Source organism: Bradyrhizobium sp. LM2.9, assembly GCF_054056555.1.
Map to the genome: position 1 here is coordinate 4,612,518 of NZ_JBSRYJ010000002.1, position 13,752 is coordinate 4,626,269.

General features: G+C 64.3%; 12 protein-coding genes. 2 read left to right on the forward strand and 10 right to left on the reverse strand.

Features of this window, described 5'->3' with window-relative positions; all coding sequences use genetic code 11:
• Positions 1-70: 70 nt before the first annotated feature.
• The 9 genes from tilS to tolQ all read right to left on the reverse strand — a co-directional run bounded on the left by tilS (position 71) and on the right by tolQ (position 10,301).
• Positions 71-1,156, reverse strand: coding sequence for a tRNA lysidine(34) synthetase TilS (gene tilS, locus ACVWW3_RS24075; RefSeq protein WP_456648439.1), 1,086 nt, complete (start codon positions 1,154-1,156; stop codon positions 71-73).
• A 76-nt stretch (positions 1,157-1,232) separates the two neighbouring features.
• Positions 1,233-2,291 (reverse strand): tol-pal system protein YbgF, encoded by a 1,059-nt coding sequence (ybgF, locus tag ACVWW3_RS24080; RefSeq protein ID WP_456672157.1) that lies wholly within the window; start codon positions 2,289-2,291, stop codon positions 1,233-1,235.
• A 187-nt stretch (positions 2,292-2,478) separates the two neighbouring features.
• Positions 2,479-2,967 carry a peptidoglycan-associated lipoprotein Pal gene (pal, locus tag ACVWW3_RS24085; RefSeq protein WP_247319754.1) on the reverse strand — a complete coding sequence of 163 codons (489 nt, stop codon included), beginning with the start codon at positions 2,965-2,967 and terminating at the stop codon, positions 2,479-2,481.
• 262 nt (positions 2,968-3,229) lie between these two features.
• Complete coding sequence (locus tag ACVWW3_RS24090) at positions 3,230-3,994, reverse strand: N-acyl amino acid synthase FeeM domain-containing protein (RefSeq protein WP_456648438.1); 765 nt, start codon at positions 3,992-3,994, stop codon at positions 3,230-3,232.
• A gap of 160 nt (positions 3,995-4,154) precedes the next feature.
• The gene (locus ACVWW3_RS24095) at positions 4,155-6,422 is read right to left on the reverse strand and encodes a putative bifunctional diguanylate cyclase/phosphodiesterase (protein ID WP_456672421.1); all 2,268 of its coding nucleotides are present in this window, start codon (positions 6,420-6,422) and stop codon (positions 4,155-4,157) included.
• Positions 6,423-6,740: 318 nt separating this feature from the next.
• A complete protein-coding gene (gene tolB / locus ACVWW3_RS24100) occupies positions 6,741-8,105 on the reverse strand; it encodes a Tol-Pal system beta propeller repeat protein TolB (protein ID WP_456648437.1) in 1,365 nt (454 codons plus the stop codon).
• A 23-nt stretch (positions 8,106-8,128) separates the two neighbouring features.
• The gene (locus ACVWW3_RS24105) at positions 8,129-9,088 is read right to left on the reverse strand and encodes a protein TolA (protein WP_247343022.1); all 960 of its coding nucleotides are present in this window, start codon (positions 9,086-9,088) and stop codon (positions 8,129-8,131) included.
• A gap of 3 nt (positions 9,089-9,091) precedes the next feature.
• A complete protein-coding gene (gene tolR / locus ACVWW3_RS24110) occupies positions 9,092-9,541 on the reverse strand; it encodes a protein TolR (protein WP_354044903.1) in 450 nt (149 codons plus the stop codon).
• Between the two features lie 43 nt (positions 9,542-9,584).
• Positions 9,585-10,301, reverse strand: a complete 717-nt coding sequence (gene tolQ, locus ACVWW3_RS24115) for a protein TolQ (protein WP_247343015.1) — start codon at positions 10,299-10,301, stop codon at positions 9,585-9,587.
• Positions 10,302-10,775: 474 nt separating this feature from the next.
• Between tolQ and ACVWW3_RS24120 the strand changes: the two genes are divergently transcribed.
• On the forward strand, positions 10,776-11,294 hold the full coding sequence (locus ACVWW3_RS24120) for a DUF2231 domain-containing protein (RefSeq protein WP_456648436.1): 519 nt from the start codon (positions 10,776-10,778) through the stop codon (positions 11,292-11,294).
• Between the two features lie 35 nt (positions 11,295-11,329).
• On the opposite strand, the gene ACVWW3_RS24125 is transcribed toward ACVWW3_RS24120, so the two are convergent.
• A complete protein-coding gene (locus tag ACVWW3_RS24125) occupies positions 11,330-12,097 on the reverse strand; it encodes a serine O-acetyltransferase (RefSeq protein WP_456648435.1) in 768 nt (255 codons plus the stop codon).
• 315 nt (positions 12,098-12,412) lie between these two features.
• On the opposite strand from ACVWW3_RS24125, the gene ACVWW3_RS24130 reads away from it, so the two are divergent.
• On the forward strand, positions 12,413-13,576 hold the full coding sequence (locus ACVWW3_RS24130; protein ID WP_456648434.1) for an acyl-CoA desaturase: 1,164 nt from the start codon (positions 12,413-12,415) through the stop codon (positions 13,574-13,576).
• Positions 13,577-13,752: the final 176 nt, after the last annotated feature.

The following is a 13,752-nucleotide window of genomic DNA, read 5'->3' on the forward strand; positions in this document are numbered from 1 at the left end:
GGGTTTTTCCCGCCTGGTTAAGGTGACCTGACGCCGCGCGGCCGAAACGCCCGGTGTCATGGTCCGCGGCTCAGCTCCCTTTGCGCTGCCGGGCCGGCGCCGGCGCGATGTGGATACGCCCCCCGGCAAGGCTGATCAAGGCTCCCGCAAGGGTCTGCTTCAGCACCGGCCGGCCATTTGCAGCCGCGCGCCCTGCCGCCATACGCCCTGCAGCCACACCCCCTGCAGCGATGGCCTGATCGAGCGCGGCCATCAGGGTTTCGACCTTGCCGAGTTCCGCCGGCCCTTCATGACCGAAGGCATTGACCGCCCGCAGCAGTAGCCGCAGCCGGACCTCCTCCGGCAGGAGGGCAAAGCGCGATGCTTCGAAGCTTCGACCGACCGCCTGCGGCGCATCGCCGCGCGCCCGGAGTTGAAGGAAGCGCTCGGCACCGTCGACCATCACCTCGACCGCCGCATTGGCCCGCGCCAGCCTGCCTGCAAGCCGAACCAGAGTGCGGGCATCGCCGCCCTCGACGGCAAGCTGCGGCAGCAGCGCGCGCAGCCGCGGCCGGGTGAAGTCGGTGTCGCGGTTGGTGGGATCGTCGGCAAAGCCGATCTTTGCCCGCTTCAAGGTCGCGATCAGCTGCGACTTCGGGACATCGAGCAGCGGGCGCGCAAGGACGACGCCATCGCGTACCGTGAGGCGGGCCATCGCCGACAGCCCCGCAAGTCCGCTGCCGCGGACAAGACGCATCAACAGCGTCTCGGCCTGGTCGTCGCGGGTGTGGGCGGTCAGCACATGGCTCGCACCGACGGCACGCGCGGCCTGCGCAAGCAGGCGGTAGCGGGCTTCGCGCGCAGCGGCCGGCAGTCCCGTTTTCGGCTTTGCGCCGCGCCAGCGCAGGGTGCGGTGCGACAAGCCAAGCCCGGCGGCCAGCCGCTTGACGTCACGCGCCTCGCGCGCCGCTTCGGGACGCAAGCCGTGGTCGATGGTGACGGCGGTGAGACGTGGGCCGCGCGCAAGGCTGCGCTGCCAGCGCGCCGCAAGCCACATCAGCGCGACCGAGTCAGGCCCGCCGGAGACCGCGAGCACCAGCGCGGGCGCGCTTTTCAGGTCGGCGAAGAACCGCTTCGCCTCGGGCGCCGAGATCGGAGAATTGTCGTCGTCTGACATGGCGCTGCAACCGTCCGCGGATGGACCGACTGTTTAGCGCATCACCATCCGTCTTGTCAGGATCGATCGCCGCGCCTCAGCACTTCACCCGCTTCTGCTCGCGGTCCACCGCGGCTTTGACGCCGGCGGAGGCGCGCGGATATTTGCGGCCGATCTCGCCGAAGGCGGCGCAAGCAGCCTCCTTCTCCTTCAGCGCGGCCAGCGACTGGCCGAGCCGCAGCAGCGCATCCGGCGCCTTGGCGGACTTGTCGTATTTGGTGGTGACGGCGAGAAAGGCTTCCGCGGAGTCACGATATTGCTGGCGCTGGAAATAGCTCTCGCCGAGCCAGTATTGCGCGTCGCCGAGCAGCGGGTCGCTCGGGTATTTCTGCGAGAAGTTCTTCATGGTCTGCTCGGCAAGCGCATAGTCCTTGCGCTGCATGTAGCCGATGCCGAGGTCGAACTCGTCGCGCGGCGTTGCCGAAGGCGGCAGGGTCGTTAGGCCAACGCCGCCTGATGGCGCGGCATTCCCTTGCTGGGTCGGCGGATAGCCGGGCTGCGCCGCCGGGGGCGCGGCCTGCTGCTGATAACGAGGGCCGGTATTGGCAAGATCGAGCGGTTCGCCCGCGCCACGACCGCCGGGTGCGCCACCAGGGGTGCCTGCCGGCATCGGCTGCTGCCCGCCGCCGAGCGCGCGCGGCGCACCCGGCGCATTCGGGCTCTGGTTGGGGTCGAAGGCATCGCCGCGGCGGCGCGTGCCCGGCGCGCCGGGCGCAGGCTGCTCCTGAACGATCGGCGCGGGAGAGGCAATCTGCGGCTGCTCGTAATTCGGCCGGGCCGGCTGCTGTTGCGGCTGCTGCTGGCGATAGGCCGGCGCGGCCTGCGCGGGCGGCATGGCCGCGACATTGGGCTGGACCGGCGCCTGGCCGGGCGCACCTTGCGCGCCGCCCTCGAGCGCCCGCAGCCGGTCCTCGAGCTGGCGGTTGCGATATTGCAGCTCTTCGTTCTGGCCGGTGAGCTGGCGCAGCTGGTTCTCCAGCCGCTCGATCCGCATCTCGGGATCTGCATCGTCCGACTGCGCGAGGGCGGGCGAGCACGAAGAGAGCAGCGCGGCGATCGCCACGGTGCCGGTAAAGACCTTAAATCTGGATGACATCTTGCCCTGACGACGAAAGCGAAATGGCCTGCGACCGAACACTCGACGCGCCACACATTGAAGGGGAGTACGCCAAAACTGTGGCTGGAACAAACGGGTTTCGGTCACAGATCGCTGAAACGATACCGGCGCCCGAGAGGGCGCCGGCATAATCGGTTTCTGAAGATGAACGACGCCTGACTGATCGTCAGGAGCTCGCGTTCAGCACGGTCACGGCGCGGCGGTTCTGCGACCAGCACGAGATGTCGTTACAGACGGCCACCGGCCGCTCCTTGCCGTAGGAGATCGTGCGCATGCGGTTCGGATCGATGCCGCGCGAGGCGAGGAACGAGCGCACCGACTGGGCGCGGCGGGCACCGAGCGCGATGTTGTATTCGCGGGTGCCGCGTTCGTCGGCATGACCTTCGACGGTGAAGCTGTAGCGCGGATAGCTCTGCAGCCACTGCGCCTGCTTCTCCAGGGTCACGATCGCCTGCGGGGTCAGATCGGTCTGGTCGCTTTCGAAGAACACGCGGTCGCCGACGTTGACGACGAAGTCTTGCTGGCTGCCCGGCGTCGCCGCGTTGGCCATCGCATCCGTTGCAGAGTTCTTGTTGGCGCAGGCGCCCATCGACAACGCGACGGCAAGCACCGCGACCAGCTTCAATCCCTGGAGGATACGCATAGGATGTTTCATTCCGGAGCCTCCACGCTCACGTTTCGTCCACTGCTGTCCGGTCTACAGGGGGTTGGTTAAGCGAACGTTCCGTCAACCTTGATGGAACCTTGCCACAGCCGGTCAAATGCCCCCAACCAGCGAAAAGCAAACGTCATGGTTAATGGGTTGTAAATGTGGCGCGAGGGTGAAGGCAAGCCGTGCCGAGAAGCAAACGGCGGCCTTTTGCCGGAATTTTTGACCTGCCAAGCGGACAAGCGAGGGATCGAGAGCACATACGCCGCTAACGGGGCGTCCCGGCCGTCGAGGCCACCGCATCCAGATTCCGCGGAGTGGCCAGCAACACCGGCCGCGGGGCAGCCTGGCGCGGGGTGCTGCGTTCGAACAACATGCGCCGCTCAAAGGCGCTGGAGCGCATGATCGGAAAGCGGGTCAGAACCTTGTCGCGCTGGTTCCGGAAGTCGGATGCCATCAACACCGCCTTCTTGGTGGGCCAGCCCGGAAATCCACGCGGTTCCGGTGAAATGGTCTCGTGCAGAAATACGCGGCGATAAAATGCCTGATGGTCAGTCCGGATCATGGCAAGCCCGGTGTCGGCATTGAAATGGTCGCAAGCCAGAAAAGCAAGCCGCACCGTCAGATAGGGCAGCTCCGGAAAACGCTGATGCTTTTCGGGATCAGCAACAAACCGACATGGATCGACAAGGACCTCGCCACGGTCGAGGCGCGGATGCAGGACATCGCCAAACACTTCGGTCGTATAGGACATTCGCCAGTCCGACGTCAGGACGTGAATGCGGACGGAGCTGCACAGATCTCCATCGACATAGATCCCGAAATTCCAGGTGTTGGGCGCATCATCGAAGCGATCGGTCACGCGCATCGACTCTGACGGCACGATCAGTCCGGCTTGCAGATAAGCCCGGTACCGCATCAAGTAGAGGTTGTCTCTATCCTCTGGAGTTTCGATGAGGCGGTAATCGATTCGGTCAAACAGCGCGGCTCCGCGCGGAAGGAGCACCGTGTGCGGTTCGGCTCCGGACTTCATCTAATACCCCTAAACTCCAAGCAACTTCTACGAGTGGGGCGAGATTAATGGTTCGTTAACGGAATTGCAAAGCCTTAGAATCGTTAGGGTTAACCATTGGGCCCGAAAAAATACGGGCAAAAACCGAGCTTAGCTTGCTGAAAGAGAAGGCGAAGAAGGATCAAGCGATGGATCGCGACGACACCATGACGATCTGATCCTCCGTCCCGCGACGGCCGTGCGAAGCATTGAGCAACTGGCGAATCCGGATTGCCGGAACCGGCCGGCTGAACAGGTAGCCCTGCCCTTCGGTGACGGTGCCGTCGGCGCTGATCAGCTCGAGCTGATCATTGGTCTCGATGCCCTCCACCACGACCGCCATGCCGAGATCGGCGGACAGCCGGGCCACGCCACGCAGCAGCGTCAGCGGCCGGTCGGTGTCGATGCCTTCGAGGAAGGAGCGATCGATCTTCACCTTCTGCATCGGGAAATTGTGCAGATAGCTGAGGCTCGAATAGCCGGTGCCGAAATCGTCGAGCGAGATGCGCACACCGAGCGCATGCAATTGCGACAGGATGTCGTGCGTGAGCTGGGTATTCCGCAGCAGCGAGGATTCCGTGATCTCGATCTCGAGCCGGTGGGCCGGGAGCCCTGAGACCTCCAGCGCGTAGCGGATTTCGCTCAAGACGTCGCGCTGGTGGAATTGCTGCGGCGAGAAGTTGACGGCGACGCTGACGCCGTCCGGCCACTTCATGCATTCCATGCAGGCGCGGCGCAGGATCCAGCGGCCGAGATCGACGATCAGCCCCATATCCTCGGCGACCGGGATGATGTCGATCGGCGAGACCGTGCCGCGCACCGGATGATTCCAGCGCAGCAGCGCCTCGCAGGTGCTGATCTTGCCGGACTTCAGATTGACCAGCGGCTGGTAGAACAGCTCGAACTCCTCGTTGGCGAGCGCCTTGCGCAGATCGAGCTCGAGGATGCGGCGCGCGTCGACGGTCGCCGCCATTTCGTCGCGGAAGAAGCAGAAGGTGCCGCGACCGTCGGCCTTGGCGCGGTACAGCGCCATGTCGGCGTTCTTGAGCAGCGTATCGGCGCTGACACCATCCGGCGAGGTCAGCGCGATGCCGACGCTGGCGCCGATCTCGACCAGATGACTGTCGATGCGGTAACGCTCGCTCAGCCGCTCGACGATGCGGCGCGCAAGCGCAGCGGCGTCCTCGGGCGAAGAGATGTTCTGCTGGAACACGACGAATTCGTCACCGCCGAATCGGGCGACGAAATCCTCGGGACGCAGCATCTCGCGCATGCGGTTGGCGACCGCGCACAGGAGCTGGTCGCCACAGGGGTGGCCGAGCGTGTCGTTGACCTGCTTGAACTGGTCGAGATCGACGAACAGCAGCGCCGAGAGGCGCTCCGCATGATGCGAGGTCGCCAGCAGGTGTTCGATCTCGTCCCGGAAATGTACGCGGTTGGGTAGCGCCGTGAGATCGTCGTAGCGCGCCAGATGCGCGATCTTCGCCTCGGCGCTGCGTCGCTCGGTGATGTCCTCGAGCAGCACCACCGCGCCACCGTCCGCCATCGGCTGGACGGTCCAGGACAGCGAGCGGTTTCGCTGCGCGTCGGGATCGGCGGTAATGATCTCTTTTGCCTGCGAACTTTCGATGTCCGCGACGATCCATTCGCCGCTTGCGGTCGAGATGGATCCGGCGCGGACGCACGCCGCGACAATGTCGCGCGCGGTGGTGCCGCTCTGCGCGATATCCGCAGGCAGGTTCATCATCGCGCCGAAGCGGTGGTTCATGACCGCCAGCTGTCCGTCGACGCGGAACATGCAAAGCCCGTGCGGCATGTTGTTGAGTGCCGTATCGAACTGGCCCGCGAGCGCGGCCTCCCGCTCCCGGGCCACGACCGCCCCCATGAAGATGCGGTGCAGGTTCACCGACAGTTGCATGATAGCCATCAGGAACGCCCCGCTGACCACCGCCATCGCGATGTAGTAGGGCGTCCCACGCAGCGCCAACGCGAGCACGGCCGGGCCGAAAATCAGCACGGCCTGGAGGTGGAAGATCGCGGGCCGGCCATACGCCCTGCCGGCGCCGCCCGCCGCGATTCCGGTGGTGACCGACAAGGCTATCATGTGAGCCACGGCGTCGTCCGTGGCCAACAGCGCGGTGGCGCACCAGATGCCGATCGCAGCCGCCTGGATCTTTGCTCCGATCTGATAACGCTTCTGCCAGCGTTCGGCCGCCTTGACGGTCATGACCGCCTTACGTGCCTGATAGAGGCGCAGGTCGATCGCCCGCGCGGTGCCGGCCAGGATAAGAAGCGCCACGCACGCCCAGATCAGCGGCTCGCCCGTCCTCAGCGCGGTGAGGGCAGCGCCGATCGACACGAAAATGAGACCGGCCAGCAGCGGACCGGGCGCTTCGAACAGCGAATCGATTTGCGCCGCCGACGTTTTCGGCGGCCGCTGTTCCGACTCTCCGGCTCTGGCTTGGGAACTGCATCGGGTTGTACGCGGGTCCTGTTTGACGCGCAGTTTTACCCAACCCAGGTGAAGCCTTTCTGAGCGAACATCCTTAAAGTTGAGTTGTTTTTCGGCAATAGCGAACCTGTTTTCGCTGAAATATCAAGCAACTAGGCAAGCGTTGCCGAGCACAAGGTGAAGGAAACCTTGCCTTCCCCACCGAACGCGAAAAAAATTGGCGCGTTTTTTCGGAAACATCGCGCGCCTCAACACGCGATGTTAGCCGCAAGATCTTTAGCCGCCCGATGTCGAGGACAATAGCGGCGACCATGCCGGGTCGGAGGCGAAACCCGGCGTCGGCACCTTCAGCTCGTTGCGGCCCGAGATGTCGACGGAGAACAGCGACGGCCCGCCGCTGCCGCCGGGATCGCGGAAGAACATCAACACGCGGCCGTTCGGCGAGAAGGTCGGGCCTTCGTTGTGATAGCCGGAGGTGAGCAGCCGCTCGCCGGAGCCGTCCGGCTTCATGACGCCGATCGAGAACTGCCCGCCGCCTTGCCTGGTGAAGGCGATGTAGTCGCCGCGCGGCGACCACACCGGCGTCGAATAGGTGGCGTTGGTGTCGTCCTTGGAGAAGGAGATGCGTTGCGCCGCTCCGCCGCCCGCCGCCATGACATAGATTTGCGACCTGCCGCCGCGATCGGACTCGAAGCAGATGCGGGTGCCATCCGGCGAGTAAGAAGGAGACGTGTCGATCGCCGGCGTGTCGGTGAGGCGCGTGGTCGAGCGCGAGCGCAGATCCATCACGAACAGGTTGGAATTGCCGCCCTGCTGCAAGCTCATGATGACGCGCTGGCCGTCCGGCGAGAACCTGGGCGCAAAAGTCATGCCGGGGAAGTTGCCGACGGTCTCGCGCTGGCCGGTCTCGATGTTGAAGAGATAGACCTTCGGGTCGCCCTGCCCGAACTCCATATAGGTGATCTCTTGCGAGTTCGGCGAGAAGCGCGGCGTCAGCACGAGGTCGGAGCCGCGGGTCAGATAGCGCACATTGGCACCGTCCTGGTCCATCATCGCGAGCCGCTTGACGCGGCGCTCCTTCGGCCCGGACTCGTCGACGAACACCACGCGGCTGTCGAAATAGCCCTTCTCGCCGGTCATCCGCTCGTAGATCTGGTCGGAGATGATGTGGGCGATGCGGCGCCAATATTCCGGCGAGGTGAAATATTGCTGGCCCGCGAGCTGCTGGCCGGAGACCACGTCCCAGAGACGGAATTCGGCCTTGAGCCTTCCGTCCGGCTGCCGCGTCATGCGGCCGGTGACCACCGCCTGTGCGTTGATGGTCTTCCAGTTCTGGAATTGCGGCGCGACGTCGATATTGTTGATGCGCTCGATGAAGGCGGCCTGGTCGATCGGGGCGAACAGGCCCGAGCGCTTCAGATTGTTGGTGATGACCTGCGTGACGCCGATGCCGACGTCGGCGTCGGCCGGCGAGCCTGGCAGGAAATTGGTGATCGCGATCGGGACCGGCTGGAATTCGGTCGGATCGATGCGGATGCGCGGTTGGCCCTGGGCGAAAGCGTGTCCGCCTCCGAGCATCGCCACCGCCGAGCCGGTGACGGTCATGAAGCGGCGGCGGGTGATCGATCGAGCGTCATTCATCGGAAAATTCTTTTGTTCGGATGTCACAACATATCTTTCAGACCGAAAGTCATCGGAATGAGCTTCCAGCTCTCGTACTGCGGCTTCGGCATGAACGAATAGACCTGACACTGCACGATGGCGCGCTTGGCGCTTTCGGCAATTGCCTGAGCAATCGACCGGGACGGTCCCCTCACCCCAACGATGACCGGCTCAGACGCCAGCGATCCATCGATTTTCATGGAGATGTCGATGTCGGCTTCGTACTGGTCGGCGTCCTGCCCGTTATAGGTCGGCGTGAAGCAGCGCTTGACTGCGCCCTGGAACGCACCTCGCCAGGTCGCGACGTTGTTGGCGGCAGTCCCAGTCGTCGAACCCAGCGAGGCCGACGCATTCAGCGCCGCACCGGCGAGCTCGTGCCGGGTCGCAGCGCGCTTGTCGAGATCGCGCTGGATCTGCGCGGGATCGAAGCTGCGCTCCTTGGGCTTCGGCTGCTGTTGCGGCTGTACCGCCGCGACCTTGGGCTCGGGAGGCTTGGGCGGCGGCTTCTTGGTCTCGAGCTTTTTCTGGAGCTCGGCGATCGGATCTTCCTTGGCCGGATCAGGTTTCTTTTCCTGCGGCTTCGGTTCCTCTTTGGGCTTGGCCTCGGCCACGGGCTTGGGCGGCTCGGGCTTCTTCTCGACCGGCTTCTCGACGGGTTTCGGCGGCGGCTCGGGCGTCGAGTTAGTCTTGATCAGCTCTTTCTTCTCGGTGACCTTGCCGACGGCGTCTTCATCTGGCTTGGCCTCGGCGATCTTCTCGACCTTGGGCTTCGGCTCTTTCTTGTCGCCGGTCTTCTGCCCGTTGGTCATCTGCGCGAGCTGGTCGGTGGAGATGATGTCGATCGGCAGCGACTCTTCCGGCACGACGAAGGCCCTGCTGCTAAAGGTGACCAGCCCCCATCCAAGCACGAGGACATGGAGGGCAATCGACGCAACGAGTGTCTTGTCGACCTTCACCTTCACGGCTTACCCCTGATCCGCTTCCGTGACGAGGGCCAGCTTCTTGAAGCCTGCACCGGACAACAGGCCCATGACCCTGGCCACCGTGCCGTAATCAGCCTTCTTGTCGGCGCGCAGATAGATGCGCTCCTCAAGCCCGCCGCGCGCGTCCGTGATCGCCTTCAGCTTCGGCACCAGTTCGTTGATCGCGATCTCGGCGTCGTTGATGAACACCTTGCCGTTGATGTCGACCGACATCTGGATCGGCTTCTGGTCGCTGGTCTCGAGGCTCTTGGCCTGGGTCTGCGGCAGGTCGAGCGGCACGCCAACGGTCAGCAGCGGCGCCGATACCATGAAGATGATGAGCAGCACCAGCATCACGTCGACCATCGGCGTGACGTTGATCTCGGCCATGACCGGCTTGCGCCGGCTGCGACGGCCGCCGCCTCCGGACGAACTGGCTGCGTTCATGCCCATGATCTGGTGCCCAAATTGCCCTTCACACTATACATGCCGTCCGTCAGCCCCGCTCGTCGATCTGGCGCGACAGGATGGCTGAAAACTCGTCGGCGAAGCCCTCGAGCCGCTGGGCCTGCCGGTTCACCTCGGAAGTGAACTTATTGTAGAAAATAGTGGCAGGAATGGCAGCGATAAGGCCGACGGCGGTCGCAAACAGCGCCTCCGCGATACCGGGAGCCACCACCGCCAGGGAGGTATTTTTCGACGCCGCGATCGACTGGAAGCTCGACATGATGCCCCAGACCGTGCCGAACAGGCCGACGAAGGGGCCGGCCGAGCCGACGGTCGCGAGCACCAGCAACCGGCGCTCCAGCCGCTCGATCTCGCGCGAGATCGAGACGTTCATGACCTTGTCGATGCGCATCTGAAGCCCCGCGACCGAGCGCGCCTGGCTCTCGAACGAACGCTTCCACTCGCGCATCGCCGCAACGAAGCAGGCCGCCATGGAATGGGTCGGCTTGGCCGAGAGCGTGCGATAGAGGTCCTCGATCGACTCGCCGGACCAGAAGGCCTGCTCGAAACGGTCCATCGAGCGGCGCGTGCGGGCAAACAGGAAGATCTTGTCGATGGCGATTGCCCAGACCCAGACCGAGCAGGACAGAAGTCCCAGCATGACCCCTTTCACGATCCAGTGAGCCTGCCAGAACAGCGCAATCAGCGACACATCCGCGGAAGCGGCAACCGGAAGGGCTGACTGAGCCACGTCGGCCGGATTCATAAGCAGTATCCTCTCAAGGCGATCATTACCTAATGTCCCGGCCAGCAAATGGCCGCCGGTTCCCCAATAGCCGCGCTAGATCGGCGCGGCCGGCAAGCCCGCTCAAAGCCATATTCTTTCTGGGGTGCAGGGCTCGTCCAAAGCCGGCCGCCTGCATTCCCTGCCAAGATGTCAAAACTATGGGCCTTGGCCCAAGGTCCTGACTAAGGTCCTGACGTCGGGCCTCGGGCGCGATTGTCCGCAATTACCAGAGCCCGGCGATGGTTAATGCCGGGTTACCGCTGGCGAATTTGGCTGCGGGAAAGGGAGGTTGCGCAGAGGGTTGGGCGCCGCCGGGAAAGTTCCGTGTCGCTACGCACCGCAACGCCCATTAGGGCGTCGAGATGCCGTGAAGAGCGGAGCCTGCTCTCCGTCGGAGGAACCAGCCCTCGCCCGCAAAATTGTCCCGAGCATCACTTCTCGCGAGGTTTTGCCATGAGCATCAACCCAAAGACGACCGCCGCCATCGGCGATCATCCGCTCCACCCTATGATCATCCCGTTCCCCGTCGCCTTCCTGGTCGGCGCGCCTATCGCCGATCTCGCCTTCATCGGAACCGGTGACGGCTTCTGGGCCAGGGCCGCGATCTGGCTGCTCGGCGCCGGCATCGTCATGGCGCTCGTTGCCGCCGTGGCGGGCTTTATCGACTTCCTCAGCGAGCCTCGTATCCGCCGCCTCAACGACGCCTGGTATCACATGGCCGGCAATCTCGCGGCGGTCGTGCTGGCCGTGATCAATTTCTGCCTCCGCTACGCGCAAGGCGCGGAGGTCGCGATCAAGCCGTGGGGCGTGGCGCTCTCTCTGATCGTGGTCGGCATCCTCCTGTTCACGGGATGGAAGGGCTGGGAAATGGTCTACCGGCATCATGTCGCGGTGCTGGACGCGCCGGGCCAGATCAGTTCGGAGCCGGTCACCCCGCATCATGGCGGCGAGAGCCACCGCCGTGCGGCCTGAACGACGGGCACGTCGCCTGATGACGTGAGGGCGAGTCAGGCCGCCGACGCTGGTTCGGGACAATTGGTCAACCGCGCGGGATTGCCGATTGCGGTGCAGCCGCCGGGCACGTCCGATGTCACGACCGTGCCGGCACCGATCTTTGCAAAATCGCCGATCCTGACGTCGCCGAGAATTGTCGCGCCGGAGCCGATGAACACGCCGCGACCAATGCGCGGCGAGCGCGTCGGCAGTTCACTGTTGCGGCCGATGCTGACGTTCTGAAGGATAGTGGTCCCGTCGCCGATCACCACGTTGGCACCGATCACGATGCCGGTGGCGTGGTCGAGATACACCGACGATCCGACGCTCGCTGTCGGATGAATGCTGACCTGCAGGACGTTCGAGGCCTCGTTCTGAAACAGCAGCGCCGCGTCTCGGTGGTCATGATGCCAGAGCCAGTTCGAGACGCGCCAGGCTTGCAGCGCGACGTAGCCCTTGAAATGCAGCAGCGGCGGCAGCAAGCCGGCGATGGCGGGATCGCTGCGCACGATGGCCTGCAAGTCGCGGCCAGCCGCCTCGATCAGATCCGGGTGCCTGCGAAAGGCGTCGCGGGAAAATGTCGCGAAGCGCTCACGTTCGATGGCGCGACCGCCAAGCCGGCGCCCGATCAGGTCGGCCAAGGCGGCGGTAAAATCGTCATGTTTGAGGATGAGGCCGACAAGAGCCCTGCCGAACGCGGGGTCCGCGGCTGCTGCGCGCTGCGCCTCGGCGCGGATCTCCTGCCAAAGGTTCTCGCTCGTCATGATCGCCGCTTCCGCCATCGTTACCGCCTGCGGTGTTTTGACGCGTCTTTCTTGCTGCCGGATATAGGCCATCCGCAGCCCGCGCACCACGCTCCCCCGTGAGGCTACGAGCTTGCATGCCAGACAACCGCACTCATATAGTCGGTTGAGTTCGCGGCCGAAGTTTTGGGCTCAGGTTGGCCTTGCCGCGTACTGCCGCCTTGGGCAGGGTTGCCCGAGCATCTCGTTCAAGACCCCGCGGTGGTCCGCCATCCCCGGGTTTGTGGTACGCGGCGGCTTTCAGTGCTGCCGAAGCGAATCCCGAAATCCCGTTATCCAAGGTCACTCTAATACATGTCGCCCAACGCCCCCACCGACGACCATCACGACGACATCATGTATCCGTCCGCCCTGCCGTTCCTGCTGGTCCATCTCGGCTGCTTTGCGGCCATCTGGTCAGGCGTCACTTGGCAGGCCCTCGCGATCTGCGCGTCACTGTATGTCGTGCGCATGTTTGCCATCGGAGCAGGCTATCACCGCTATTTCTCCCATCGGGCTTTTGCGACCGGCCGGGTGTTTCAGTTCGTCCTGGCCTGGCTCGCCCAAAGCACCGCGCAGAAAAGCGTTTTGTGGTGGGCGGCCAAGCATCGACACCATCATCTCCATTCCGACACCGAAGACGACGTGCATTCGCCGCGTCACCGGGGCTTTCTCTACAGTCATCTCGGCTGGATTTTTTACCGGGAGCACGACGGGACCGACCTCGTGAAGGTCGGCGATTTCGCCGCCTATCCGGAGCTGATGTGGCTGCATCGGCTGGAACTCCTGCCGGCCGTTACGCTGGCGGGGCTCTGCTTCCTGGTTGCCGGATGGTCCGGCCTCGTCGTCGGCTTCCTGTGGAGCACCGTGCTGGTCTATCACGCGACGTTCTGCATCAATTCCCTCGCCCATGTGCATGGACGCAAGCGGTACGTGACCGGCGACGATTCCCGCAACAACTGGCTGCTGGCGCTGTTCACCCTCGGTGAGGGCTGGCACAACAATCACCACGCCTACCAGAGCAGCGTGCGACAAGGTTTTCGCTGGTGGGAAATCGACGTGACCTATTACATCCTGAAGGTGCTGTCCTGGTTCGGCGTCGTCTGGAACATGAAGACACCGCCCGAACAGGTGCTGCGCAACGAGCAGCCGCTCGGCGCGCGGGTCATCCATCGGGCGGCCCGCGAGCTTGCCGGACGGTTCGATGCGCAGACTCTGGCGCACGCGATCTCGTCGGCGCTACGCCGGCCCGATTTTGCCCAGTTGCAGCTGCCAACGCTGCACGACATCCTGAATCGCGCCCATGAAGGCGTCGATGCGCTGACGCATCTGCATTTGCCGAAGATTCCGACCCGCGACGAGTTTCTCGCCGAGGCGAGGGCGATGTTCGCGCGAACGCGATCACTCAACGAGATCGTGGACTCCGCCTACGAACACTTCCTGGAGTCGCTGCGCGCGCAACTCGCCACGGCGCGCTGAACCTTCCGGACCAAGGCTCTTCAGACCAAGGCTCTCCACGTCGCGGCTGCCAGCCGCGCATTCCCAAAAACCAAACCGCCCGCCTGCGGGTTGCGCAAGCGGGCGGCTCGGGGCCATCAGGACTTTGGGGGCTTGCGCCTGAAGGCTTTGAGAGGCGTCAGTCCAAGATCAACCCT

Excerpts from the sequence above, each read along its gene's own strand:
- ACVWW3_RS24130 (WP_456648434.1), top strand. The coding sequence starts at position 12,413 with ATGTCGCCCAACGCCCCCACCGACGACCATCACGACGACATCATGTAT.
- ybgF (WP_456672157.1), bottom strand. The coding sequence starts at position 2,291 with ATGTCATCCAGATTTAAGGTCTTTACCGGCACCGTGGCGATCGCCGCG.
- ACVWW3_RS24120 (WP_456648436.1), top strand. The coding sequence starts at position 10,776 with ATGAGCATCAACCCAAAGACGACCGCCGCCATCGGCGATCATCCGCTC.
- tolB (WP_456648437.1), bottom strand. The coding sequence starts at position 8,105 with ATGAATGACGCTCGATCGATCACCCGCCGCCGCTTCATGACCGTCACC.
- tilS (WP_456648439.1), bottom strand. The coding sequence starts at position 1,156 with ATGTCAGACGACGACAATTCTCCGATCTCGGCGCCCGAGGCGAAGCGG.
- pal (WP_247319754.1), bottom strand. The coding sequence starts at position 2,967 with ATGAAACATCCTATGCGTATCCTCCAGGGATTGAAGCTGGTCGCGGTG.
- ACVWW3_RS24125 (WP_456648435.1), bottom strand. The coding sequence starts at position 12,097 with ATGGCGGAAGCGGCGATCATGACGAGCGAGAACCTTTGGCAGGAGATC.
- ACVWW3_RS24090 (WP_456648438.1), bottom strand. The coding sequence starts at position 3,994 with ATGAAGTCCGGAGCCGAACCGCACACGGTGCTCCTTCCGCGCGGAGCC.
- tolQ (WP_247343015.1), bottom strand. The coding sequence starts at position 10,301 with ATGAATCCGGCCGACGTGGCTCAGTCAGCCCTTCCGGTTGCCGCTTCC.
- tolR (WP_354044903.1), bottom strand. The coding sequence starts at position 9,541 with ATGGGCATGAACGCAGCCAGTTCGTCCGGAGGCGGCGGCCGTCGCAGC.